The 25,126-nt window shown below is 53.3% G+C and carries 22 protein-coding genes; 1 reads left to right on the forward strand and 21 read right to left on the reverse strand.

What is annotated here, in order from left to right; genetic code table 11:
• Nucleotides 1-5: 5 nt before the first annotated feature.
• The 10 genes from NYE24_RS19855 to NYE24_RS19900 all read right to left on the reverse strand — a co-directional run bounded on the left by NYE24_RS19855 (nt 6) and on the right by NYE24_RS19900 (nt 10,867).
• On the reverse strand, nt 6-173 hold the full coding sequence (locus NYE24_RS19855; protein WP_063829067.1) for a CxxH/CxxC protein: 168 nt from the start codon (nt 171-173) through the stop codon (nt 6-8).
• A gap of 102 nt (nt 174-275) precedes the next feature.
• Nucleotides 276-2,072: a M3 family oligoendopeptidase gene (locus NYE24_RS19860; RefSeq protein ID WP_342476512.1), complete on the reverse strand. Its 1,797-nt coding sequence runs from the start codon at nt 2,070-2,072 to the stop codon at nt 276-278.
• A gap of 430 nt (nt 2,073-2,502) precedes the next feature.
• Nucleotides 2,503-4,302 carry a thiol reductant ABC exporter subunit CydC gene (gene cydC / locus NYE24_RS19865; protein ID WP_342476513.1) on the reverse strand — a complete coding sequence of 600 codons (1,800 nt, stop codon included), beginning with the start codon at nt 4,300-4,302 and terminating at the stop codon, nt 2,503-2,505.
• Nucleotides 4,299-6,068, reverse strand: coding sequence for a thiol reductant ABC exporter subunit CydD (gene cydD / locus NYE24_RS19870; RefSeq protein WP_036699790.1), 1,770 nt, complete (start codon nt 6,066-6,068; stop codon nt 4,299-4,301). The genes cydC and cydD overlap by 4 nt, the downstream gene beginning before the upstream one ends.
• Nucleotides 6,068-7,081 (reverse strand): cytochrome d ubiquinol oxidase subunit II, encoded by a 1,014-nt coding sequence (gene cydB / locus NYE24_RS19875; RefSeq protein WP_036699793.1) that lies wholly within the window; start codon nt 7,079-7,081, stop codon nt 6,068-6,070. Before cydB ends, cydD begins: the two co-directional genes overlap by 1 nt.
• A 3-nt stretch (nt 7,082-7,084) precedes the next feature.
• Entirely contained in the window at nt 7,085-8,473 is a 1,389-nt protein-coding gene (locus tag NYE24_RS19880) for a cytochrome ubiquinol oxidase subunit I (RefSeq protein ID WP_036699795.1), read from the reverse strand.
• Between the two features lie 231 nt (nt 8,474-8,704).
• Complete coding sequence (locus NYE24_RS19885) at nt 8,705-8,935, reverse strand: cold-shock protein (RefSeq protein ID WP_036699797.1); 231 nt, start codon at nt 8,933-8,935, stop codon at nt 8,705-8,707.
• A 90-nt stretch (nt 8,936-9,025) separates the two neighbouring features.
• Complete coding sequence (locus tag NYE24_RS19890; protein WP_019914582.1) at nt 9,026-9,226, reverse strand: cold-shock protein; 201 nt, start codon at nt 9,224-9,226, stop codon at nt 9,026-9,028.
• A gap of 268 nt (nt 9,227-9,494) precedes the next feature.
• Complete coding sequence (locus tag NYE24_RS19895) at nt 9,495-9,617, reverse strand: hypothetical protein (protein ID WP_256707725.1); 123 nt, start codon at nt 9,615-9,617, stop codon at nt 9,495-9,497.
• Between the two features lie 2 nt (nt 9,618-9,619).
• On the reverse strand, nt 9,620-10,867 hold the full coding sequence (locus NYE24_RS19900) for a trypsin-like peptidase domain-containing protein (RefSeq protein WP_076161375.1): 1,248 nt from the start codon (nt 10,865-10,867) through the stop codon (nt 9,620-9,622).
• Nucleotides 10,868-11,222: 355 nt separating this feature from the next.
• Between NYE24_RS19900 and NYE24_RS19905 the strand changes: the two genes are divergently transcribed.
• A complete protein-coding gene (locus tag NYE24_RS19905) occupies nt 11,223-11,429 on the forward strand; it encodes a hypothetical protein (protein WP_036699801.1) in 207 nt (68 codons plus the stop codon).
• Here the strand turns inward: NYE24_RS19905 and NYE24_RS19910 are convergent.
• The 11 genes from NYE24_RS19910 to NYE24_RS19960 form a co-directional block, all read right to left on the reverse strand.
• Complete coding sequence (locus tag NYE24_RS19910) at nt 11,398-12,204, reverse strand: MBL fold metallo-hydrolase (RefSeq protein WP_036699804.1); 807 nt, start codon at nt 12,202-12,204, stop codon at nt 11,398-11,400. The genes NYE24_RS19905 and NYE24_RS19910 overlap by 32 nt on opposite strands.
• 16 nt (nt 12,205-12,220) lie before the next feature.
• Nucleotides 12,221-12,961, reverse strand: coding sequence for a two-component system regulatory protein YycI (yycI, locus tag NYE24_RS19915; RefSeq protein ID WP_342476514.1), 741 nt, complete (start codon nt 12,959-12,961; stop codon nt 12,221-12,223).
• 47 nt (nt 12,962-13,008) lie between these two features.
• Complete coding sequence (gene yycH / locus NYE24_RS19920) at nt 13,009-14,301, reverse strand: two-component system activity regulator YycH (protein ID WP_076161383.1); 1,293 nt, start codon at nt 14,299-14,301, stop codon at nt 13,009-13,011.
• Complete coding sequence (gene walK, locus NYE24_RS19925) at nt 14,298-16,130, reverse strand: cell wall metabolism sensor histidine kinase WalK (protein WP_036699810.1); 1,833 nt, start codon at nt 16,128-16,130, stop codon at nt 14,298-14,300. The genes yycH and walK overlap by 4 nt, the downstream gene beginning before the upstream one ends.
• Entirely contained in the window at nt 16,130-16,861 is a 732-nt protein-coding gene (yycF, locus tag NYE24_RS19930) for a response regulator YycF (protein ID WP_036699813.1), read from the reverse strand. The genes walK and yycF overlap by 1 nt, the downstream gene beginning before the upstream one ends.
• A gap of 246 nt (nt 16,862-17,107) precedes the next feature.
• Entirely contained in the window at nt 17,108-18,661 is a 1,554-nt protein-coding gene (locus tag NYE24_RS19935) for a M23 family metallopeptidase (protein WP_342476515.1), read from the reverse strand.
• Between the two features lie 254 nt (nt 18,662-18,915).
• Nucleotides 18,916-19,593, reverse strand: coding sequence for a hypothetical protein (locus NYE24_RS19940; RefSeq protein ID WP_036699912.1), 678 nt, complete (start codon nt 19,591-19,593; stop codon nt 18,916-18,918).
• Between the two features lie 214 nt (nt 19,594-19,807).
• Nucleotides 19,808-21,094, reverse strand: a complete 1,287-nt coding sequence (locus NYE24_RS19945; protein ID WP_036699818.1) for an adenylosuccinate synthase — start codon at nt 21,092-21,094, stop codon at nt 19,808-19,810.
• Nucleotides 21,095-21,310: 216 nt separating this feature from the next.
• A complete protein-coding gene (dnaB, locus tag NYE24_RS19950; RefSeq protein WP_036699821.1) occupies nt 21,311-22,672 on the reverse strand; it encodes a replicative DNA helicase in 1,362 nt (453 codons plus the stop codon).
• A 1-nt stretch (nt 22,673) separates the two neighbouring features.
• Complete coding sequence (gene rplI / locus NYE24_RS19955) at nt 22,674-23,120, reverse strand: 50S ribosomal protein L9 (protein WP_036699823.1); 447 nt, start codon at nt 23,118-23,120, stop codon at nt 22,674-22,676.
• Nucleotides 23,117-25,120, reverse strand: coding sequence for a DHH family phosphoesterase (locus NYE24_RS19960; RefSeq protein WP_036699826.1), 2,004 nt, complete (start codon nt 25,118-25,120; stop codon nt 23,117-23,119). Before NYE24_RS19960 ends, rplI begins: the two co-directional genes overlap by 4 nt.
• Between the last annotated feature and the right edge of the window lie 6 nt (nt 25,121-25,126).

Here is a 25,126-nt window from a genome sequence, read left to right on the forward strand (position 1 = left end):
CGTCCTCAGACGACCAGATATTCCGCATTTCGTTCACATTCCGCACATTTCGCCGGCGGGTCCCAGTCCGAGAACTCCGTCTCCTTCAGATCGACTACATCCGGTGCATCCTCGTACTCGTCCACAAATTTGTCGATGGCCAGCTCTACGTGTTCCTTACAGACTACATACATTCAATCAAGCATCCCTTTCTGTGCCGCTGCGGCGTAGACTTATACTACTGTTCTACCACACTTCCCTGCAAAAAGGAACCTCCCGCAGCGCAAAACGCGCCCTTATTCCCGCCCTGTAAACTTCCGGACATCCCCGGCAATGAATCCGAGCGCCTCCTGCCAGAATTCCAGAGAATGTACATCAATATCCATCAGCTTCGCAGCGTCTGCGATGCTCCGGGTACTGGTTGCTGACAGGAACTGTTCATAGCGGCTCACGAACACCTGCCCCTGCTTTTGGTACTGGGCATACAGCCCCTTGGAGAACAGTAGCCCGAAGGAATACGGGAAGTTCAGGAACTCATTGCCTGCCATATAATACCCCGCCTTGCTAATCCACTGGTAAGGATGAATGGACCCGGGCAGCACACTATCCCCGTAAGCCGCAGCCATCGATTCCAGCATCAATGCGTTCAGCTCCTCCAATGAAAGGGGACCGGATAACCGGCGGGCATAGAGCGCGCTCTCGAAGCAGTACCTGGCATAGAAATCGACAATATAATACCCTGCATCCGAGAGACTCCGTTCCAGGATCGCATCCGCTTCCTCCGCAGGCAACGAGTTCAAGAGTTCAACATGAATCAGACTCTCACAAAAAATCGATGCCGTCTCCGCAATCGGCACCGGATAATCCATGTTGACCATCGTATGTCCCGCGAGGCGGCTGGTATGATACGCATGCCCAATCTCGTGAGCCAGTACACTCACATCTATATATTGGCCGTGGAAGCTTGTTATGATTCGGCTCTCCCCTATCGGAACGATATCGACACACATCCCGAAATTCCCCTTTCCGCTGCGCGGCTCAGCATCGATCCAGCGCTGCCCGAACGCCTTGCGGGCGAACCCGCCCAGCTCGGGGCTGAACCTGCTGAACCCCGCGATAATCATCGCCTGAGCCTCAGCATAGGTTATGCGGACTGAAGTCTCCGTGCCAATGGGCGCAAAAACATCCCAGAACGGCAGCTGTCCCCCCGAATGCCCCAGCCGCCCAGCCTTCCCGGCGTAATACTGCCGGAAGACCGGCAGGCTCTCCCGGATGGCCTGAAGCATCACCTCCAGCGTCTCCTGATCCATCCGTGCTGCTTCCAGCACCTTATGCAGCGGGGAGGCATATCCTCTTAGCTCATAGACGGTCGCCGCCTCACCACTGACGGCATTAATACAGGCAGCACTCTGCTCCGCCACGCTGCGGCAAGCCTCATGCTCTGCTTCAGCCGCCGCCCTCCGTACCGCAGGATCGGGGTCGTAGACCAGATTCCGCAGCTCCGCCAGCGTCACACTACGGGTCACCCCGGCCAGATCTAGATCAGTCCGCAGTGTAGACAGCGTCTGCATGTACAGCCGCTCCCACGCTTTGGAGCCGGTGTTCTGCATCCTGGCAATCACCGCTTCGCCTTCTGCGCTAAGCATATGCTGCGATTTCCCCTGTAATCCGCGCAGATAGAAGCTATGCTGCTCCAGATAAGCGCTAGAACGGAAACTCCGCTCCAGTTCATCCGCGCTTACCCCCGCCAACCACTTGCTGAAGCGGACCAAGGTTTCACCCGCCCCGCTAGTCACCTCTTCCAGCTCGTCCATCAGATTCACAGCTTCCTCACACTGGCTGTCCGCACTGAACCGCAGCTCCGCATAGCTGAACAGACGCAAATATAGCTGTTGATACGCATTATATTGTTTAAGGAACTCTTCCATCAGGTCTGCAGCGTCCTGCCCGTTAACGGGCTGCGAGGCCGACCATGTATTCAGCTCCCCGGCAAGGCTCTCCACCTGCCTGCGGTCCTGCTGAAATCCCTCCGACTCGAACGAAGGATAGATCCGGTCCAGATTCCATGTTAATTCGCACGTTGTTGATTCCATTGATTAATCTCTCCTTATTTATAATCGCAGGAGCCCTCCGTTATCACATGCTTCCACCCCGTTCTAATTGATCCTGACAGGATCATCCATTTCAGTATACCTTAATTCATTAGTTTCTCCCATCATCCACCAACTTTCTAATGGTATACAGCAGCAGCCGTATTGGCTTTTTCGCATACATCTGGCCCGCACATCCCAGCACTCGCTCACTATATTCGGTTTTTCGATTACATCCGGCCACACACCAGCATACTCACCCAATGTGTTCGCTTTTTCGATTACATTTGGCTCACAATCCCCTGCGCTCACCGATTGTAGTCGCTTTTTCGCATACATCAGGCCTACGATCAAAGAAGCTCTCCCCGCCCCCAACGGGACAGGAAGAGCTTCTTTGATCGTACTTACATTGCCTCGATTCTAATCCTAGCCTTTACTCGCCGTCCGCCACATTCTTCGCCTGCCCCGGCCGGTCCAGCTCATAGAGCTTGCGGTAACGCGGCTGCTGCTCCATCAGCTCGGCATGGGTGCCGCGCATCTCCACTTGGCCGTTCTCCATGAAGATGACCTCGTCCATCTGCTCGGCGCCCACCAGATGATGCGTGACCCAGACCAGCGTCTTTCCAGCCATCGCCTCGAACATAGTGGCCAGCAGCTCGCGCTCCGTGCGCGGGTCGAGGCCAACGGTTGGCTCGTCCAGTACAACCACTGGCGTATTCTGCAGCAGAATACGGGCCAAGGCCATCCGCTGGCGCTCTCCGCCGGAGAAGCGCTGCCCCGCCTCGCGTACCGGAGTATCATAGCCCTCCGGCAGCGAAGAGATCAGCGTATCCAGCTTCGCCAGGGCTGCCGCCTGCTGGACCGCTACCTCCGAAGCCCCCGGGTCCCCGAGCCGGATATTGTTCGCCACCGTGGTGTCGAACAGATGCGGGCTCTGGTTCAGCACCGCGATGAGCTGTGGAATCCGCTCACCGTAAGCCGCAGCATCGATCCCGTTAATCGTCACGGAGCCGATGGTGGGCGCAATCACGCCCTGCACCATCTTGAGCAGCGTCGATTTACCCGCTCCGCTGCGGCCGATAACTGCAACCTTCCGCCCTTGCGGCAGCGTAAGGTCCAACCCCTGAACAGAGAAGTCGTCACCTGCCGCATAGCGGTAGCCCGCCGACCTCAGTTCAATCTGAACCTGTCCGCTGGCCTTGACAGCCTCGGCAGCAGTAGCAGCCTGAGCCGCAGCTTCGGCATTCCTGCCTTTTTCCGCCTCAGAGAGCACAGCCTTCGCCGGGGGTTCCACACCCTCCAGCCGCTCCAGTGAATTCCGGTATTGCGGAATTTTCTCCACAGCCTCGGATACGGGCAGGAAGGCATCCGCCACCGGGAAGACCACCAGCACGAACGCCGCAATCAGCGTTCCGGCAATCGCCCCTTCAGCATACTGTCCAGCCGCCCAGTATAACAAAGACAACACGGCCAGGCCAACAACCGCCTGACCGATGAACATACGCAGCCGTGCCCAGCGCCGCAATGAACCGTCTATGCGGGCAAGCGCCTGCTCGTCCGCTTCGTACGTATCGACGAACTGGCTCTGCCGTCCGCTGATTACCCAATCTCCCAGCCCGAGCACAGCATCTGTCAGCTTTTGATACAGCCGGTTGCGCTCCTGCTTCACCTGACGCTGACGCTTCTGGGTCAGCAGGAGGGAGATCAGCGGTAATACGACAACCAGCACCAGCATATAGAGTCCCATAAGCAGAGCAAAGGCCACATCGAACGTCCCGAGCGCAATCATCGCCGCTGCGTAGATCAATAGCGCGATAATGCTCGGAAAGACGGTCCGAAGATACACATTCTGTAAATATTCGATATCATCGGCAAGCATACCGAGAATATCCCCGGTACGGAAGCGTGAGGACAAGAACAGCGCCTGTGGCTCCAGCATATGGTACAGCCGGACCCGCATCTTCGACAGAATGCGCAGAATCGTGTCATGTCCCACCAACCGCTCCACATAGTGGATAACAGCCCGGCTGGTCCCGAAGGTGCGCACACCGACAATGGGGACATAGATCATCAGTATATTTTCCGGCGGAATCGAGGCCTTCGAGATCAGAAAGCCTGAAGTATACATCAGCGAGGACGCAGAAAAGATAGTCAGAGCGCCCAGCAAGATGATTAACACGAACCGCCAGAAGTAGGCAGAGTAATAGGGAGCAAACCATCCTTCACGTTTCAATGGATTCCCTCCAATTGACTTTGAATAAGCTCATAATAAGCACCCCTCCGCGCAGTCAGCTCGTCGTGTGTGCCTATTTCAGCCACCCGTCCCTGCTGCATAACGACAATCAGATCCATGTCGATCATCCAGTGCAGGCGGTGTGTAGCCAGGAATACCAGCTTGCCTTCGAATAGCGGCAGCATCGTCTCCTTCAGCTCATATTCCGTCTCAATGTCCAGATGAGCCGTCGGCTCATCCAGCAGCATAATCGGGCGGCTGCTCAGCAGGGCGCGGGCCAGAGCCACACGCTGCTCCTGCCCGCCGCTGAGCGTACGGCCGCCGCCGCCGATCATTTCGTTCAGACCTTCCGGCAGCGAGGACACCAGCTTCGATAAACCGGCCGACTCCAGCGCGGCAGCTACCGCCTCCTGTGAAGCCTCGGGATAATAGAACCGGACATTATCAGCCAGCGTGCCGCTGAAGATATACGGGCGCTGCGGAATATAAGCCGTCTGCTTCCGCCAGCCCTCATCGGTCAGCGCACTGACCAGGCTTCCATTAATCGTAAGGGTTCCAGAGGTTGGATGAAGGAAGCCGCCCAGAACGTCTATCAGTGTAGACTTGCCTGCGCCGCTCTCCCCGATAATACCAATCTTGCAATGCCCGCTGAATTCAAGATGAACAGCTTCCAGTGACGACACTCCGTCCGCTTCATAGGTCACGCCTACCCCGTCAAGCTTCAGGTCGCTATTATTGTTCCACGTGAAAAAGTCGCCTGACCAAGCTCCGCTCTGACCTGCCATCTCCTTCTGCCCACCCTGCTCCAGCAGCTTCGCCTGGACCGTCTCGCGGTCAATGATGCTCTTCATCGCTTCACCGGCTTCCTTACCGTCCAAGGTGGCATGGAAATCTGCGCCCACCAGCCGCACCGGCAGGAAATATTCCGGCGCGAGAATCAGGATCGTCAGTCCGGTAACCAGCGTCATCTGCTCATTGACCAGACGCAGACCAAGGCTTACCGCTACCGAAGCGACAGACAGCATAGTGAAGAAGTCCAGTGCGAACGAAGACAGGAAGGCGACTCGCAGCGTACGCATAGTTGCTGAACGGTAGCGGTCACTGACCTTGGCAATACTCTCACTGTGGCTGCGGCTGCGTCCAAGGAATTTCAGCGTCTCCAGACCGCGCAGCGAATCCACGAAGTGATTCGATAAGGTACGGTAAGACTTCAGCTGACGGTCCATCTGCTTGCGGGCCGTCATCCCGATCAGGATCATGAATACAATAATGATCGGCATCGTTAAGGTAAGAATCACACCGCTGGACGTATCCAGGGTGAACACATAGACAAGCAGCAGAGCGGGTGTTATCGCCATACCGACCATCCGCGGAATAATCAGCTCCAGGTATGTGCGGAACTTCGTTACTCCTTCAAGCACTAATGTGACCATATTTCCGGTCCCCCGGTCGCCAGCCAGCCTTGGTCCCAGCTGGAACAGCTTGTCCATCATCTGTCTCCGCATGCTGCTGCCGGTCGCTTCCGCGAAGCGGTACGCCGCCCGGCTCATCAGCATGGCACAGGCATGACGCACAAGAAACGCAAGAAGGAACAAGAGCGCTCTAGCCCCTTGTTCCTTCAGCGGTTCTCCCGCAAACAGCGCAGAGACAGCTTCTGCCAACGACTTCGCCAGCAGAAGAATGGAGAAGCTTTGCACCAGGGTTAGGAAGCCAACCAGCAGAAAGACCGGCTTAACTCCTTTGTACCCAAGCAAATTTTTATCCATTAGTATTCAAGATGCTCCTTCTCATGAACCCGTTTGTGGAAGATGAAATAACTCCAGATCTGATAGCCCAGCACGAACGGCAGCAGAGTCAGTGCTACAATCGTCATCACCTTCAGCGAATATTGGCCGGAGGCCGCATTCGTAATCGTCAGGTTGAACGCCTGATCCAGCGAGCTAATCATAACCCGCGGGAACAGTCCGATGAAGATCGATGCAACAGACAGGGCCATCACAGCACCAGTCATCCCGAAGGCATAGCCGTCCTTCTTCTTAGTCATGAAATATCCGGCCAGCAGATAAGCTGCTACACCCAGAACGACTACAATCCACAGCAGCGTTCCGCGTTTATCGAAGATATCCGTCATAGTATACGTCATTACAACGAAGGCTACCAGCAGCGCCGCCAGTGGAATCAGCAGCTTCTGGGCCAGCTTACGCGCCCGTTCCTGCAGATCTCCAAGCGTACGGAGCGTAGTGAACATCAGCCCGTGTACCAGACACAGCAGGACAACCGTAATCCCTGCAACCACTGTATACGTATTGACGATATCGAAGAATCCGGCATACATCTGCATATCCTTGTCGATCGGCAAGCCCTTGATGAAGCTGGCGAATACCACGGCGAGCAGGAACGGCGGCAGGAAGCTGCCGAAGAAGATGCAGACATCCCATGTTTTCTGCCAAGTCTTGGAATCACGCTTACCTCTGAACTCGAATGCGACACCACGGGCGATCAACGCCAGCAGAGCAACTACAAACGGTATATAGAAACCGCTGAACAGCGTAGCATACCAATGCGGGAAGGCCGCGAACATTGCACCGGCACCCGTAATCAGCCATACCTCATTCGCATCCCAGAACGGCCCAATCGAATTGATCAGTATCCGGCGCTCCGTATCATTCTTGGCCAATATCTGTGTCTCCATCCCTACACCGAAGTCGAAGCCTTCCAGGAAGAAGAAGCCGACGAACAGCACCGCAATCAGCAGAAACCATAATTCATTAAGTGACATTGGTTAGCCCTCCTTGTTATACGGATCGTGGGATTCACCGTGTTCGTTATCCATAGCATAAGGACCTTTTTTAATCACTTTGACGAACAGGCCGACCAGCACTGCACCCAATATGGCATAGATCGCGTTAAAAGTAATCACCGAGAACAGCACCTGTCCGCTGGTAATATTAGGCGACACACTGTCTTCTGTAGTCATAAGTCCGAATACAGTCCATGGCTGACGCCCGATCTCTGTCATAATCCAGCCGGCCGTATTGGCAATCGGCGGAAGCAGCAGTCCCCAGAACATGAAGCGCATGAACCAGGTATTGGGTCTGTCCATCTTTTTGCGCCACATGAGGTAGATAGCATATACCCCGAACAGCATCATCAGCGTGCCGGCAGCAACCATGATCCGGAAGCTCCAGAAGGTTGTTTTGACCGGCGGAATATAATCTCCTGGTCCGTAGGCTACTTCATACTCCTTCTGTAGCTCCAGCATCCCCTTCACATCACCGGAGAATTTACTGTAGGACAGGAAGCTCAGCAGATACGGAACCTGAACTTCATTGCTGTTGGTTTGGTTCTTCACATCGATATTGGCAAATACCGTCCAAGGTGCCGGGTCGCCGCTCTCACCCCACAGCGCTTCGGAAGCCGCCATCTTCATGGGCTGTGTCTCTACCAGATATTGAGCCTGTGCATGTCCTGCAACCGCAACGCCGAAGGAAGAGATAACCCCTACAATTGCTGCGATCTCGAATGATTTCCGGAAAAAGGCGACGTCCTGCTTCTTAAGCAATTTGTAAGCACTGATCCCTGTTACCAGGAAGGCACCTGTAGCGTAAGCGGCAAGCACTGTATGCGGAAATTCCACCAGCAGCTGGCCGTTTGTAATCAGTGCGAAGATGTCATTCATCTCAGCCCGGCCGTTGTTAATCTGGAAGCCGACCGGATGCTGCATGAAGGAGTTAGCCGCCAGAATCCAGAATGCCGACAGCATCGTCCCGAAGGCCACCAGCCAGATCGATAATAGATGAATCCGCTTGGACACCTTATCCCAGCCGAAGATCCAGATTCCGATGAATGTGGACTCCAGGAAGAAGGCCAACAAGGCTTCAATCGCAAGCGGAGCCCCGAACACATCACCGACGAAGCGCGAATAATCCGACCAGTTCATTCCGAACTGGAATTCCTGCAAAATCCCTGTTACTACACCTACTGCAAAGTTAATCAGGAACAGCTTCCCCCAGAATTGCGCCATTCTTTTGTACTCTTCATTGCCCTTTCTTACGTACATGGTCTCCATAATGGCAATTATGAGCGCAAGTCCGATCGATACTGGCACAAAGAAATAATGAAAAATTGTCGTCGACGCAAATTGTATACGTGACAGCAGTACTGTATCCATATTTCTCCCCTTCCTTCTCCCTATTTCGTTATGTCTATTTTGTCAAATTTCCGACGCCTTAAGTGTGATGATTGTCACATTATACACCCTGTTTAGGCATGAAAAACAAAATATTTGTGACAAATATCACAATATTGCATATAGAAAGCAAAAAAAATAAGACGGTTTCACCGTCTTACATTTATCCAGCATGTATAGTATATAGTTGTCTTGATTCATAAAGGTATTGGTCTAGGTAATGGAAATACCTTTCTTAAGCGATTTGAGATCGCCATTTGAATTAAGCAATTGCGGCAGCATCTTCATGCTACGAACCATTGGGGAATGACAGAGACGGCAGGAAGGCGCGTGTTCAAATGCGAAATTATCCCTCATCCATCCATTGCAATCCTCATTGGTACAGGCCCAAATTGCGGTATTTTCTTCCGGTACTTCCTCCAAAGGCTTTTTCCGGTAGTTCATTGCCGTTCCTCCTTCCTTTATGTTGCAAGCAAGTAATGATAAAAAAAGACCGTCCCAACTTTCACAAGCGGGGACGGTGTCTTCTATTAATTACAGTTTTACAACGTTTTCGGCTTGTGGTCCGCGGTTGCCTTGAACAACGTTGAATTCAACGCGTTGGCCTTCGTCCAAAGTTTTGAAGCCGTCGCCAGTGATTGCGCTGAAGTGAACGAATACGTCGCTTCCGCCTTCAACTTCGATGAAACCGAATCCTTTTTCTGCGTTGAACCATTTAACTGTACCTGTTTGCATGTGTGTTACCTCCACAAATTTAAATTAATATGTTCTTTTTATCTTCAGACAAAGAAAAAATTCACACATTGAGAAAGGTTGTATCTTTGGTTGACAGCCCTTTTCAATGCGAGAATAAGGTATCAATGTATGAATAATTTCATGTTACCACACCTTAATAACAAAGGCAAGCTGTTCTATCCTAATTTCTCCGTTTTTCCCCTTATAAGGGCCACTTCCCAATGTAAGGGCTACCAGTCGTATTAATTTGTAATATTTATACCCATTACTACCAGTTACCCCATTTATTTATTCTTGAAACAGCCCCGCCCTCTTCTTTTTTCCTGAAAAGGACGGCTTCAACTGTTTCCGTAATCGTGACTGCCTCATTATTATATACGGCCATTTCCAATTTTATTCCTCCGGCTTCTCAAGAAGCTGAACTGTTGTCTGCTTCACTTCACCATTGCGGTAGAAGGTAATCTTCAGCTTATCGCCGATCTTGGTATGATCGTACAGATATTTGCGCAGCGACAGCGTGGAGGTAATCGGCTTATCGTTGAACTTCGTAATCACATCGTTAAGCTGCAGGCCTGCATCCTTCGCCGGTCCTACAGCATCCAGAACCACAACCCCATCAGTAACTACAGACGGAAGATTAAGCTCCTTGCGCTGGTCATCGGCCAGCGGAACATACGGATTATTCAAATCCACCGAATATACACCCAGGTATGAACGTGCTATCCGCCCTTTGGAGGTAAGCTCATTGGCTGTGTCCACTACACGATTGGCGGGAATCGCAAAGCCCAACCCCTCTACCCCCGTATCGGAGATCTTCATCGTATTGATACCAATCACCTTGCCGTCCAGATCCACCAGTGCGCCGCCGCTGTTGCCCTCGTTAATGGCCGCATCCGTCTGGATCACTTCCTGCTCCCAATCGTACACGCCATCCTGGTTCAGTGACACCGGTATCGTCCGCTCTGTGTAGCTGACAATGCCGGAAGTTAGTGTATCCCCAAGCCCCAGCGGGTTGCCGATGGCAATGACAGTCTCACCCAGACGCAACTTGGAGGAATCCCCGATCTCAGCAATCCGGTCGATTCCCTTGCCGTCAATGGAGAGCACAGCAATATCACTCACCTTGTCAGCGCCTACCAGCTCCGCCTTGTGGGTCACGCCGTCTACTGTAACCACTTCCAGCTTGCCGGCACCCTCAATGACATGATTATTCGTAATGATAAATGCCTTATTGTCATCCTTCTTATAGATAACTCCCGAGCCTAGAGCGGATTCATCGAGAATATTAAGTTCCTTATTGTCTTGTTTATGATTAATGATGCTTACTACCGCAGGGCGGACATGGGCAGCAGCCTGAATAATCCGGTCGTACGGATCTGAGCTGCTCGCAGCCACCTTATCAATAACCACCGGAGCCTGAGCTCTCTCAGCGGTGAACTGTCCCGTTACCAGACTGAACAGCAGCACAGCCACCACAGCACTGCAGACAGAGCTGATCAGTGAGATCTGCCAGGTTGCCAGCGACCGCTTCGATTTGCGGACAGCCCACTTGCCGTCAGTATATCCGCCAGTTGATTTAGAATTGCCGCTTTTGCGCCGTGACACCTTGGTTGAATAGAAATCATCATCGAATAATCCCATGTTACACTCTCTCCCCTCTATTGCCACCGCATTCACGACCTGAACGCCAAGCAACCACGCCCGAGCTTAACCGCTATATCTCTTAGACTTCACGAAGTACTAAAAGGTTTCACTTGATTTATTCACCACATTCCAGTGGGTTCTAAGCGCAAGGGATGTCTATTACTCTAATAAGCTACTAAAAAGTTTAACAGCTTGTATCCGGAATATTTTGCAACTTAAAAGACTACAATAGGATTAGAACGCTCTATATGATTGTATCACAGGCAGCCGCGCTGCCCACATGTTTTCTATGTTAAAAAAATGTAAATTATTCACAGTCTCAATACATCCATTTCACAAGGAGGGACGGACTATGGAGTCTTTTTCAACAAGTAAGGATCTGGTGCAATTCATTGGTAAGCTGGGGGACCTTAAGGATGAACATTATCAGCTGATTCTTGCCCAGCATGCAATGATTGAGCTGTTAATTGATAAAGGGCTATTCTCCCGCCAAGAGCTGGAGCACAAGATTACCGAGGTTGAACGCCTTATGACTGGCTCACCTTATCCCATGGCGTAGGCCGGTCATAGTAGGTGTCGCAGAGTCTGAACTCACTGTCTTTATAAAAGCAGCCCCGGTCCTCCATCGCCCCGCGCACGGACATCTTCGCCAGATCCATCATATTATGGTCTCTGCTTAAGTGGGCCAGATAGGCGCGCTTGGTCCGCCCGCTCAGAATCTCGCTGAGTGCTGCGCCTGCCGCCTCATTGGACAGATGCCCCAGATCGCCAAGAATCCGCCGCTTCGTATTCCAGGGATAACGCCCCATCCGCAGCATTTCGATATCATGATTCGACTCCAGCACCAGCACATCGGCATCCGATATTGCCGTTCTCACCTTGTCGCTGACATACCCGAGGTCTGTCGCTACACACAGCTTCTCCTTGCCGTCATAGAAATTGTAAGCTACCGGCTCCGCAGCATCGTGGGAGATGGCGAAGGATTCCACCCGCATACTGCCGAAATCCCGGTGCTGCCCGGTCTCCATAATGACCCGGTTATGCTCCTCAATCTTGCCAATCCCCTTCTCTATAGCTCCCCAGGTATTCGAATTCGCATAGATCGGAAGATTATACTTGCGGGCCATCGCGCCCAGCCCCTTAATATGATCCGAATGCTCGTGAGTCACAAGAATCCCGTCCAGCTCCGCTCCCGTCAGCTCACGCATGGCCAGCAGCTCGTCAATCCGCTTGGCGCTCAGCCCCGCGTCGATCATAAGTGTGGTCTCGCCGTTACGCACTACTGTCACATTCCCGGTAGAACCGCTGGACAGTACTGTAAATGAAATCCCCATATCTCTCCTGCTCCTTCTACTCTGTTGTCTTCGGACTGATAATGTCCGCACTGATCGCATCCATATAGTAGGCGCTGCCGTCCTCCAAGATGAACCGCCACATCGGCGAAGCCACCTGGCTCTCGGAGTTGAACAGCTCACCATAATAGCCCAGCTCAATCTCCTTCACTGCGGCATCCGCAGGAAAATACTTCTCGATCAGACTGCTAAGCGCCTGCGATGCCGGGAGCACCTTCTGCAGATCCTCGCTCCGGCTGGCTGCGATCTCAATCTTCGGCCAGCGGTAGGCCACAATCTTCTGGTCACTGTTGATCAGCTCCAGCCTCACTCTGAACAGAGACCACTTGTTATCCACCAGCGGATGCAGGACGAACTTGCCAACCTCGCTCTCCTGTGAATCGAACCGGTAATTGGAAATGTCGGGAATCTGGCCCTTCAGCAGATTGCTAAGCTCCGAGAACGAGGAGTACATCAGCTTGCTGTCGACCGGCTCCTTAAGCTTCACAGGCAGTTCATTCTGCTCTTCGGCCGAATAACGGTACGTGATATCAGGCAGCTGTGGAGTGCCAGCCGGAATCGGGCACAGCAGCCTGATGTTCTTCTCTTCCATCACCGCCTTAGTCTCAGCAGACAGGGAAGTGAAGTCAAGTCCAGCGCTGACCTGATCACGCACATCAATCCATAGCTGATAGCACAGCAGCAGATTCAGCACCAGAAAGGCATATATCAATACACTCTTAGCCCTTCCCCAGTCCATAACGTCCCTCCTCGAATCGTATCCTGTCCGCTTGGTTTATCTCCGCCCTAATTCAATGTAAGCTCACTGCCGTCACTGAGTGTAACCCGCCAGACCGGATGAAGCTGCAGCTTCTCCCCGGCCAGCGCAGGCATATAGGCAGGCGTAAGCTCAATGATCCGCAAGGAGCTGCCGATCTGCGCCAGCCGCTGCTTCAGCAGTTCGCCGCCGGGCAGCTTAACAATGGTCTTTTCAGACTTTTCCTCATTCGTGTACATCAGGGAGCGCTCATAGGAAGAGACCGTTCCCTGCTGGAGCTCCAGATGGATTACGCCATACTGAAGCTGCGGATTGCTCATAATCGGATAGGAGCCGGACGGATAAGCACCATAATATTGCTGAAAAGAAACCTTGCGGTCCTGCCGGCTCTCCTCCGTAGCAGCCAGCCTGTAGGTTCCGTTCCAGCCGCCATGGTTATTGACAAATTCCACCGCCACCAGTGCATCCTTCGCCGGTGTGCTGTCCCCGTCCGGAAGTGCTGCAGGATCACTATAACTCATCCAGTTCTGCTCCTGGTCCACCTGCAGGCTGCGTTTGCTGTCAGTATAGATTTTGGAGCCGTCCTTCTCAGGAATATACCTTGTATTGCCTGCATCGAAGAACAGATTGCTTTGCATTTGCTCAATGGTATACATACTCGCAGGCATCACAACTTTAACCAGCGGAACATCCGCCTCAGGGACATAATACTCACCGTTTACGGCTGTATACAGCGTCAGATTCTTACCGAAGTCCACATGCTGCTGCACATCCTGGACCGTAAGATCAGCCTTAGCCGCCTCGTACACAATATCCCCGCGTGTGCTGAAGAAGATAACATGGGCTTTGGAGTCATTTTTGATATTGTAGATCCAGATCCGGTCAATGCTCTCCCCCTCGAACAGCGAATCCGACGAGATCTGCATAACCCGCTGCAGCAGCGTTACCGGAATGCCTGCCCCGAACGACAGCTCAATGCCCGGATTCTCACTTCGGATCTTGTCCCAGTCGAAATCCTGTACGGACCGCCGCTGGAAGCTCTCGAAACTGCGGCCCTTCAGGCGGTTCATAATCAGGTTATAGAAAGTGGAGCTGGGGTAGAACAGTGTATGCTTGTCTCCGCCCATATGAATAATCATTTTATCGGGGTAGAGCAGGTTCTCCACCTTTTCCTTCGGCCCCATATTATCCGTCTTCACATATAAGGTCTTCGACAACACTGCCGAGTCGCTGCCGGGCAGCCTGTAGATCAGATAATAGCTCTCCACGAGACTTCCGAGTATAAGCAAGACCAGCATCCATGACTTGATTCTCTCCTTCACGCCTCACTCCCCCTTTGCTTCATCAAAGGCAGCGTGAACGTGACCAGCGAGCCCTCATTCAGCTCCGATTGCAGGGAAATGGAGCCGCCATGGGCTTTGACAATTTCCCGGGCAATGGACAGTCCCAGACCTGTTCCGCCCATGTTCCGCGAGCGTGCCTTATCAACCCGGTAGAAGCGTTCAAAGATGCGCTCAATGTCCTTCTTCGGAATCCCTATCCCGGAGTCGCGGACAGACACGGCCAACATGCCGTCCTCGTTCTTATGTGCCTCCAGCCGGATCGTCCCGCCCTCTGGTGTATACTTGAGGGCATTGGAGACCAGATTACCCAGCACCTGATCAATCTGATCGCGGTCCAGCCAGGCTATGGCGACATCCTTACGAACCCTGGTGCTGATGTGAATCCGCTTCTGGCGGATCTGGAAGGAGAAGCGGTCCGCCACATCCTCCAGCATCTCGGAGATATCCGTCTGCTGAATGCGCAGACTGGATTCCTTGGAATCGAGCCGCGACAGATGCAGAAGATCCGTAACTAGCCGGATCATGCGCTCCGTCTCATTGCGGATAACTCCGACGAACCGCACGGCAAGCTGCGGATCTTCCAGCGCACCGTCATCCAGCGCCTCCGCATAGCTCTTGATCGTCGTAAGCGGCGTCCGCAGCTCATGCGATACATTCGCCACGAACTCCCGGCGGGACTCCTCCAGATTCTCCTGCTCCGTAACATCCTGCAGCACCGCAATCGTCCCGGCAATCCGTCCGCCTTCGCGGCGGTGAATCGGGGTGAAGGTCACCCGCACAATGTTGGGATCCTCTCCGCCCATGGGAGACAGGTGAAGCATAGCCGACTGGGGAATTCCCTGGGTTACGGAGACAGACTGCTCAGGCTCCAGACCCAGCAGCCCGCCAAGCGAGGCCCCTGCAGGCAGTGGTCCTTCCGCACCCAGCATCAAGGCGGCGCGTGTATTCATCAGAATGACCGCGCCGCTCTCGTCTGTTGCTACGACACCGTCACTCATATTGGCAAGAATGGAGGACAGCTTCTCCTTCTCCTCTTCGTTCTGCAGCAGCGCCTCGCGCAGCCGGTCCGTCATATAGTTGAAGGCCTGGCTCAGCTGCCCAATCTCATCATTGCCGAACACAGGAACCTTCCGGTTGAAGCGCCCTTCCGCCACAGCCGTGGCGTGCTTGGTCATCTCCTTAATCGGATGCGTGATCGTATGCGCGAGGATAACTCCCAGCACTGCCGTGAGCGCCAGCGCCAGCAGCAGCCCCGAGAGGAACACACTGTTAATCCGGCTCATGGTGGCATATAAGTCTTTCATATCAGCCGCTATATATATGGCGCCTACTACCTTATCACCGGAAATTACCGGCTTTGCCACTACTTTCTTGCGCACATTATCATCAGCGATAATATATTCCTCATTATCGCTGATGCCCTGCAAGGCGCGGCTGACCACGGTCTGCGTGTTCCGCTGGCCGACATAGTCATTCTGGGAAGGGATCGAGGTGGTAATAATCTTGCCGCTCGCATCCAGCACCTGAATTTCTGCGCCATTGATATACAGATTGTTCACCATGCCGCGCAGGCTCTCCACAGCCGATTCCTCATCGGCTGTGCCCGTCTCACTGCCAAATTTGTCAGCGGTGAGGATCGAGAGCATCTCGGCCCGTGCCTTCAGATCCTTGGTGAAGTTATCCGTCAGCGAGTTCTTCATCGAGCTGACAAAGTATACGCCGATCAGCTGCATCGCAATCAGAATCAGCAGCACATAGATTACAATAAGCCTGGCCTGGATCGTCCGGAAAAAGGACAGTGCCTTCATTACAACCCTCCGTTTTTGGGGCTATGCATCAAATAACCGAGTCCGCGCCGGGTATGAATATACTCCGGTTTGCTAGGATTCTCCTCAATTTTTTCTCTGAGCCGGCGGATGGTCACATCCACTGTCCGCACATCGCCGAAATATTCGAAGCCCCACACAGCCTGCAGCAGATGCTCCCGGGTCATTACCTTGCCCGCATGGCGGATCATATAATAGAGCAGCTCATATTCACGGTGCGTCAGATCCAGCGGCTCACTATCCTTGTAGACCATATACATATCCGTATCAATGAATAATCCGAAATGATAGACCCCTTGCTTGCTCTCCACCGCCTCACTAGGCGCTTCCGATTGGGATGGCTTATGCTGGCGACGCATTTGGGCCTTAACCCTGGCCAGCAGCTCACGGGTACTGAACGGCTTGGTCACATAATCATCCGCACCAAGCTCAAGACCCAGCACTTTATCGATCTCCCCATCCTTAGCGGTAAGCATAATGATAGGAATATCCAGATGGGCAGAGCGCACCTCACGGCAGACATCCATTCCGTCCTTGCCGGGCAGCATCAGATCCAGCAGCATCAGATCGGGGCGTTTGGACAGAGCCAGCTCCACCGCACTGTTGCCGTCGAAGGCGCAGATGACCTCGTAGCCCTCTTTTTCCAGATTGAATTTCAATATATCAGCAATAGGTTGTTCATCATCCACTACCAGAATCGTTCCCATTTGCATAAGCTCAGCTTCACCTTTCTAACGATACTCGAAACCCTGATTCCTTTATTTTAACATACCTGCCTTGGCGTCACATCAAATTCACCCCACAAAGTGAGGCTTTAGCTTCGAAGAGAACTCAGGTACTTTCCGGGGGGCCCCAAAAGCCTATTATTCAAGTAGAAATGCGTTACAACGGAAAATAAAAACCGCCCGAAATCATCCGGACGGCAGGGAATTATAGAATGGAAGCCTATCTGTCATTCATTACTTTAGGTATTTCATCGGATTGATGGCCGTCCCGTTCTTACGGATCTCGAAATGCAGGTGCGTCCCCGTCGAGCGCCCGGTGCTGCCCATAATGCCGATGGAACTGCCCTGTCCCAGCTTCTGTCCGGTTGAGACCGAGATACTGCTTAAATGCCCGTAGTACGTAACGTATCCGTTGTTATGGTTAACGATCACCACATTGCCGTAACCGTTCTGCACGCCGGCGAAGCTTACCGTCCCAGCATCCGCAGACTTGATGGTTCGGTTGCCCGATACCAGATCGACTCCCTTGTGTGTGCGTCCCCAACGCTCGCCGTAGCTGCTGGAGATCATCGCTCCGCTAACCGGCCAGGCGAACATTCCTGTTCCTTCACCTACAACCTTGGTACCGGAATAGACCACTTCAGGCAGAGAAGCCTTTACCACGCTCTGACCCAGCCACTCCTCCTGAACCACCTGTCCGTTCTCTTTGGTCAGCCTGTACTGCATCGTTTTGAGCCCGGTTTGTCCGGGTCGGACAACCTTACGCTTGCCTGCCGGCAGCTGGTCGCTCTTGCGGATAATAACCTCAGGCTCCGTAACCACCTCTTCAGTTACCTGTTCTACGGTCACTACCGTAAGGTCAGGCTGCGGCACCGTTAGCTGCAATTCATCTCCAATCTGCAGACTAAGCTCCTTCACCTCAGGATTATTGCGGAAAATCTCCGCCTGGGTAATGTTGAACCGGGAAGCAATAGCAGAGACTGTGTCGCCTTCCTGAACTGCATAGCGGAGCGGCGCTTCCCTGCCTTCGGTGAGTACCTTCACTGCTTCTTCTACACTAAGCACCTTATTGGGATCTGCCTTCACCGGAACGACGTTCACTTCCTCCCGGATCTTGACTGACTCCACCTGATCATTGGCGGCTGAACCAGCCGCTCCCGCCTTGGCCGCCGTCTTCTTCAGCTTCGCCCCCGGAGCTGCCGCATTCTGCGGAGCGTAATGCGCCTTAACGGCCTGAAGCACTGCCGCCGCTGTCTCCTGATCCTTCACGATCCCCAGCGGTTCACCATCCACAGCCAGTTGTACGCCTACGGCATAAGCCTTGAGCATCCCATCCAGCTTGTCCAGTGTAGCCTCGCTGTTCACCTCCGGCTTGTAGGCCCGCTCGGCCTCGGTAGTAATACCTCCAGTCTGCAGGACCATCACAGAGTCAGGATACTTGAGCTGATATTCCCGTCTCTTCTCCTCGAACAGCTTGTTCAACTCCGCCTGCTGGTTCAGCGCACCAATCTCCTCGCCGTTCACCAGCACCTTGTAGTAGGTTATTGTATTCGCTGTTACATGCTTCTTCTGTGCCCCCACGAGGAAGGTGGTCAGCAGAACCAGACCGGCTGAAGCCAGCAGCCATGACCGCCGGCGGCGACGGGATTTCATCTCCGGCTGAAAGACACGGGGTTCACCCGAAGTCATTGCATCTGTACCTTGTTCACCTGCTGCACCAGATCCTGTGGATGCTTCTACGCGGTTCCGCAGGTTCCCCATCCGGCGTATAAACTTAAATCCTTTCATCAAACTCTCCCTTTCGGCTGTAAAAACAAGAATGTATATGCTTTGCGCATCCGATTTGCATGAGTACGAATATGACTGTATGACGCACACGAAAAAGGTTACAAAATATTAACCCTTATTAGTCCTTTTTTACTGTACCATAGCCTGAAGAAAAATTTCAACTTTGCTCCCATGGCAAAACCCGCGAAATTCGCGGGTTTATACCCAAAATATGCGTTTCAAACGGCGATCCCGTGACCAAAAAGTGACAATTATTAATTCTGATTCATCTCTCCGCTATCCGGTGTAAGCATTTTCATCAACGCCTTATATTCATCCTCATCTACGTACTTCGCAATGATATCCTGCAGTTCCGTAACTTCGCTCTCTGTCAAGCCGCCCTCCAGGGCAGCGGAGATCTTGATCATCTCCTCTTGGGGAAGCTTGTTCATCAGCATATTGAAGATATTGGATTTCGCATTAGCGGGCAGACTCTGCTTCAGATCGTTCATAGCCTCCGGCGTCATCACCAGATTCTGGTCCAGCCCCTGCTCACTTTGTTCTTCTCCCGCCGCGGCTTGTCCCATTACAGGCAGTGCATTATCCGGCACTGTCTCGTCCACCGGTTTCTCTTGAAGATTCCCTGGTTTTCCGCTACTGTTGTCCTTCTTCTCACCGTCCGTCTTGCCCGAATCAGCCTCCTTGATGGAGTTCTTAGTCTCGCTTGAGGCCGCTTTGGAGTTCTCCTTAGAGGCAGCCCCGCTGCCGCCCATACCGGTCAGACTCTTCACGAAGCCGCCGATTCCCGGCCCTGGCCCGTCCAGCTTGATATCGAAGCTGGCCAGCACCGACTGGATATACGTATTCACCACATATGCCGTTGTCAGCATGGACAGACCGCTCGCCAGCACCACAATCAGGCAGACGCTCAGCGTACGCTTCACTATTTTCACCACCATCACTCCCTTACACCCTGCTCTATTCAACCTCTAAAGAATCAGTTCGCTATGATCCCATTCTCATAGTATTGACTAGAACAACGTCCGGGAAACGTCCCCGAAGCACAGAAAGGCTGTTTAACCTGCTGAAAAATCTTCTAGACATACAGAAACAGGAGCCTCATCGAGGCCCCTGCTCCTATACGTATTTATTCAGTTCTGCTTCAGTCTAGATATAGATTGGCAGCACTTGATTGGTCTGTTCACGGTTGCGGCCCACAGAGAAGATCGAGATCGGAATACCAGTAAGTTCCGATACACGTTCCACGTATTTGCGTGTGTTAGCCGGCAGATCCTCCAGCGTCTTCGCCGCAGTAATGTCCTCACTCCAGCCTGGAAGCTCCTCATAGACCGCTTCACATTCTGCCAGCATTTTGAGGCTTGCCGGGTAATGTGTGATAATATCTCCACGGTACTTGTAGCCGGTGCAGATCTTCACAGTCTCAAGACCGCTCAGTACGTCCAGCGAGTTCAGCGACAGGCCGGTAATTCCGCTGACACGGCGGGCGTGACGCACCACCACACTGTCGAACCAGCCTACGCGGCGGGCACGTCCGGTTACTGTTCCGTACTCATGCCCGGTCTCGCGGATATAATCACCGGTCGCATCGTTAAGCTCTGTAGGGAACGGGCCGTCTCCAACGCGGGTAGTATAAGACTTAGCCACACCGATAACCTGCTTGATCTTGGACGGACCCACGCCTGAGCCTATGCAGACTCCGCCAGCTGATGGATTCGATGAAGTAACGTACGGATAAGTTCCCTGGTCGATATCGAGCATCACGCCCTGCGCACCTTCGAACAGCACACGGGAATCCGCATCAATCGCATCATTCAGCACCACCGAAGTATCGGTTACATAGCCGCGCAGCACTTCTGCATATTCCAGATATTTGGTTAGAATCTCTTCCACATTCAGCGGCTCAGCGCCGTATACCTGAGTGATCACTTGATTCTTCTCTTCCATCAATGGACGAAGTCTCATTTCGAATTCCTCAGCGTCCATCAGATCGGCAATCCGGATGCCGTTACGGGCAGCCTTATCCATGTAGCACGGGCCAATCCCCTTGCGTGTTGTACCAATTTTGTTCGGGCCTTTGCGGTCTTCCTCAAGCGCATCCAGCACCATATGATAAGGCATAATGACATGGGCACGATCGCTGATTACCAGGTTCTTCGTATCGAAGCCATTGTCATGAATATAATTAATTTCTTGGATCAGCGCTTCCGGGTTGATGACCATTCCGTTGCCGATAACACAAGTCTTCTCTTTATAAAATACACCAGATGGAATTAAGCTCAGTTTGAACTTCTTTCCGTCAATCAGAATCGTGTGACCGGCATTGTTACCCCCTTGATACCGGGCGACCACATCTGCACTTTCCGCCAGAAAATCCGTGATCTTGCCTTTGCCTTCGTCTCCCCATTGTGTTCCCACGACGACTACCGTTGACATGTACATTCCTCCGTAGGTGCTAGCAAGCACCATTATTTTTCCGCTTATCATAGGGGCTCTGTACGCGCTTCATCTTTTACGCAGCCCTCCGGACACCAGGCGGGCAGGCCGCCAAAGCACAATAATCAGTGTAACAGCGGCACTTTTTAAAGTCAAATAAAAACGAACGATCACAGGCTTGAATGTGCGATCGTTCGTGTATTGTGCGAAATTTGCCTAACCTGCAAAAGGTTCTGCATGGGCCCGCTCGTAGTTGACGAACTTGTTGAAGTTCTTGAGGAACACAAGCTCCACCGTCCCTACCGGACCGTTACGCTGCTTGGCGATAATAATTTCGATAATATTCTTCTTCTCGGTATCCTGATTGTAATAATCATCACGGTACAGGAACGCTACGATATCCGCATCCTGCTCAATAGAGCCTGATTCACGAAGGTCACTCATCATCGGCCGTTTGTCCTGGCGCTGCTCCACACCGCGGCTGAGCTGTGACAGGGCAATGACAGGAACGTCAAGCTCACGGGCGATTTGCTTCAGGGTACGGGAGATTTCCGATACCTCCTGCTGGCGGTTCTCACCGGCCTTGCCCCGGCCCTGGATCAGCTGCAGGTAGTCGATGACAATCATTCCGAGTCCCTTCTCCTTCTTGAGCCGGCGGCATTTTGCACGGATATCGGTAACCGTGATGCCCGGGGTGTCGTCGATGTAGATTTCGGACTCGGACAGCGACTGGATGCCCATCGTGAGCTTGGACCAGTCATCATCGCTCTTGAAATCGCCGGTACGCATAATATTGGCGTCCAGATTGGCCTCTGCGCAGATCATACGCTGAACCAGCTGGGGCGCCGACATTTCCAGACTGAAGATGGCTACCGTCTCCTTCGCCCGTACCGCTACATTCTGCGCGATATTCAGGGCGAAGGCCGTCTTCCCAACGGAAGGACGGGCCGCCACAATAATTAAGTCATTGCGCTGGAAGCCGTTCGTCATATGGTCCAGGTCAACGAATCCGGTTGGAATCCCCGAGGTTCCGCCTTTATTCTGATGGAGCAGCTCTACACGGTCGAATACCTGCATGAGCACATCGCGGATGGCAATGAACCCGCTACCGCTACGGCGATTCGAGATTTCCAGGATTCTCCGCTCAGCGTCACTCAGCATAATGCCCACATCTTCGCCGCCGGTATAGCCTTCGCTGACAATCTGCGTGGCTGTACGGATCAGCCGCCGCAGCATCGCCTTCTCTTCAATAATCTGGGCGTAATAATCGACGTTGGCCGCAGTCGGCACCGCATGCGCCAGCTTCGCCAGATAGCTGACACCGCCGATATCCTCTAGCTCCCCCTTATCCTGGAGCCGGGATGTCAATGTAATCAGATCAATCGGCTGGCTCTCTTCTCCGAGCTGCACCATCGCCTCAAATATCATCTGATGCGGTTTGTCGTAGAAGTCTTCGGTATTCACCCGCTCCATCGCGGTAATTAACGCCTCATCCGACAGTAGAACTGCACCCAGTACGGCCTGTTCTGCCTCCAGATTCTGCGGGGGAACCCGATCGAAAAAGAGATCTCCACCCATCCTACTCCTCCGTTACCTGAACCGTGAGGTTAGCCTTTACTTCAGTATGCAGCTTAACTGTTACCTGGAACGTACCTACATGGCGGATCGAATCGCTCAGCTCAATTTTGCGCTTGTCGATGACGATCCCCTGAGTAGCTGCCAGTGTCTCGCCGATCTGCTTGCTGGTGATAGCGCCGAAGAGACGGCCGCCTTCGCCTGCTTTGGCCTTCAGAGTCAGGGTTAGCTCATCCAGCTTCTTGCCCAGCTGTACCGCTTCCTCCTTCTCCTGGTCCTTGCGGCGCTGTTCGGCTGCCGTCTGGTTCTCCAGTGTCTTCACATTGCCGTCTGTAGCCGGACGAACCAGCCCGCGCGGCAGCAGAAAATTGGCTGCATAGCCCTCCGACACCTCTTTAACCTGCCCCTTCTTGCCTTGACCCTTAACATCCTTCAAGAATATGACCTTCATTCAAATAACCCCTCTTTCGCTTCGATTTCGGCCAGCACTGCGAGCAGTCTGGCTTCCGCTTCTTTTGTTGTTCCTTCAAGCTGTACAGCCGCGTTGGACAAATGCCCGCCGCCGCCCAACTTCTCCATGACTACCTGCACATTCATCCGTCCCAGAGAACGGGCGCTGATACCAATCAGGCCGTCAGGACGTTCACTGATGACGAATGACGCTACCACATTCGTCATCCCCAGCAGCGTATCCGCCGTCTGGGCGATCAGCAGCTGCGGGATCTTCATCCCGGGCTGTGTGACCACTAACGCTATCTGGTCATACACCATGCGCGCATGCTTGATGATCTCCGCCTTCGAGATGTACTCCTGCAAATCCTCCTTCAGCATGCGCTGAATGAGAATCGTATCCGCCCCGACCCGGCGCAGGAACCCGGCAGCCTCGAAGGTCCGCGACCCTGTATGGAGTGCGAAATGCTTCGTATCGACCGTGATCCCGGCCAGCAGCATCGTGGCCTCCAGCGGGCTGAGCTTAATCTTGTCATGAATGTACTGCAGCAGCTCCGTCACCAGCTCACAAGTCGATGACGCATACGGTTCCAGATACACGAGCACAGCGTCATTGATGAATTCCTCACCCCGGCGGTGATGGTCAACCACCACAATCCGGCTGGCATACTGCACCAGTCTCGGCTCCATAGTCATGGAAGCCTTGTGGGTGTCCACAACAATGAGCAGCGTATGCTCCGTCATCATCTGGAGAGCCTGCTCTGGCGTGATGAAGGTCTTGTAGAGCGCCTCATCCTTGCGGATCTCCTCCATCATCCGGGTAATCGAAGGATTCGGCGTCTCCATCACTATGCTTGCTTCCACATTGTACATCTGTGCCGCCTTAAGCAGGCCAATCGCCGCTCCTACCGCATCAATATCCGGTATCCGGTGCCCCATAATCAGCACCCGGTCGCTCTCCTGCATCAGATCCCGCAGGGCGTGGGCGATCACCCGCGCCCGGACGCGGGTGCGTTTCTCGGCGGCATTGGTCTTGCCGCCGTAGAAGGAGAGCCGCTGGCCCGCCTTCACAGCGGCCTGGTCCCCGCCTCTGCCGAGTGCCATGTCCAGACTCGACTGGGCAAGCGCTCCCAGCTCACTGGCCGATTCCGAACCGTAGGCAAGGCCTATGCTCAGCGTCATCGGCACCTTGAGGTCGGCCGTCATCTCACGGACCTCGTCCAGCACCACGAACCTGCTCTCCTCCAGAGCCTGAAGGCTGCGGTGATTCAGCAGCATCAGATACCGCTCGGAAGACAACCGGCGCAGATATACCTCGAATTGCTTGCTCCACTCGGTAATCTCACTGGCTACCTTGGCGATCAGCGAAGTACGCTGCTGATCATCCATCCCCTGAGCGGCTTCATCCAGATTATCCATCATGACAATTCCAATCGCCAGCTTCTCTTCCTCATACCGCTCACGCAGCACAACAAGCTCGGTAATATCGAATAAATACAGCAGCCGTTCACTTGGAATCACCACGACCTCATAATAACGGTCATCGACCGTAAGCTCATGGCGGTGCTCCTTCAATACCCCTTCCTTAACCGGTTCCCGCTTGGACGGCAGGTTCTGCAGAGAAGCCATAACCTCCGGCATCAGCTCCTGCATATCTTCACCAACAAGCGACTTGCGGGAGAAGATCTGGCCGGCATTCCGGTTATGCCATTCCACTGCCCGGCCCTCACTGTACAGGATAATCCCGAGCGGAAGCATGCTTACAGCCTCCCCCTCCACCCGCTTGATGCGGAAGGACAGGCCGTTGATATAATCTACAAGGTTGCGGCGGAACGACAGCTCGGCCTGCAGCATGGTGAAACACAATGTGCCGGCCAGGAAGAGACTGGCAACACCGAGGACCCAGTTATAGATACTGACTACTATAATCAGGACCAGCAGCAGTAAGAACGCCCACACGGTATGATAGCCGTGCCAGCGTCTTTGCAGAAATTTTGGCATGAGCCC

This window comes from Paenibacillus sp. FSL H7-0350 (assembly GCF_038593195.1).
Lineage (GTDB): Bacteria > Bacillota > Bacilli > Paenibacillales > Paenibacillaceae > Paenibacillus_AQ.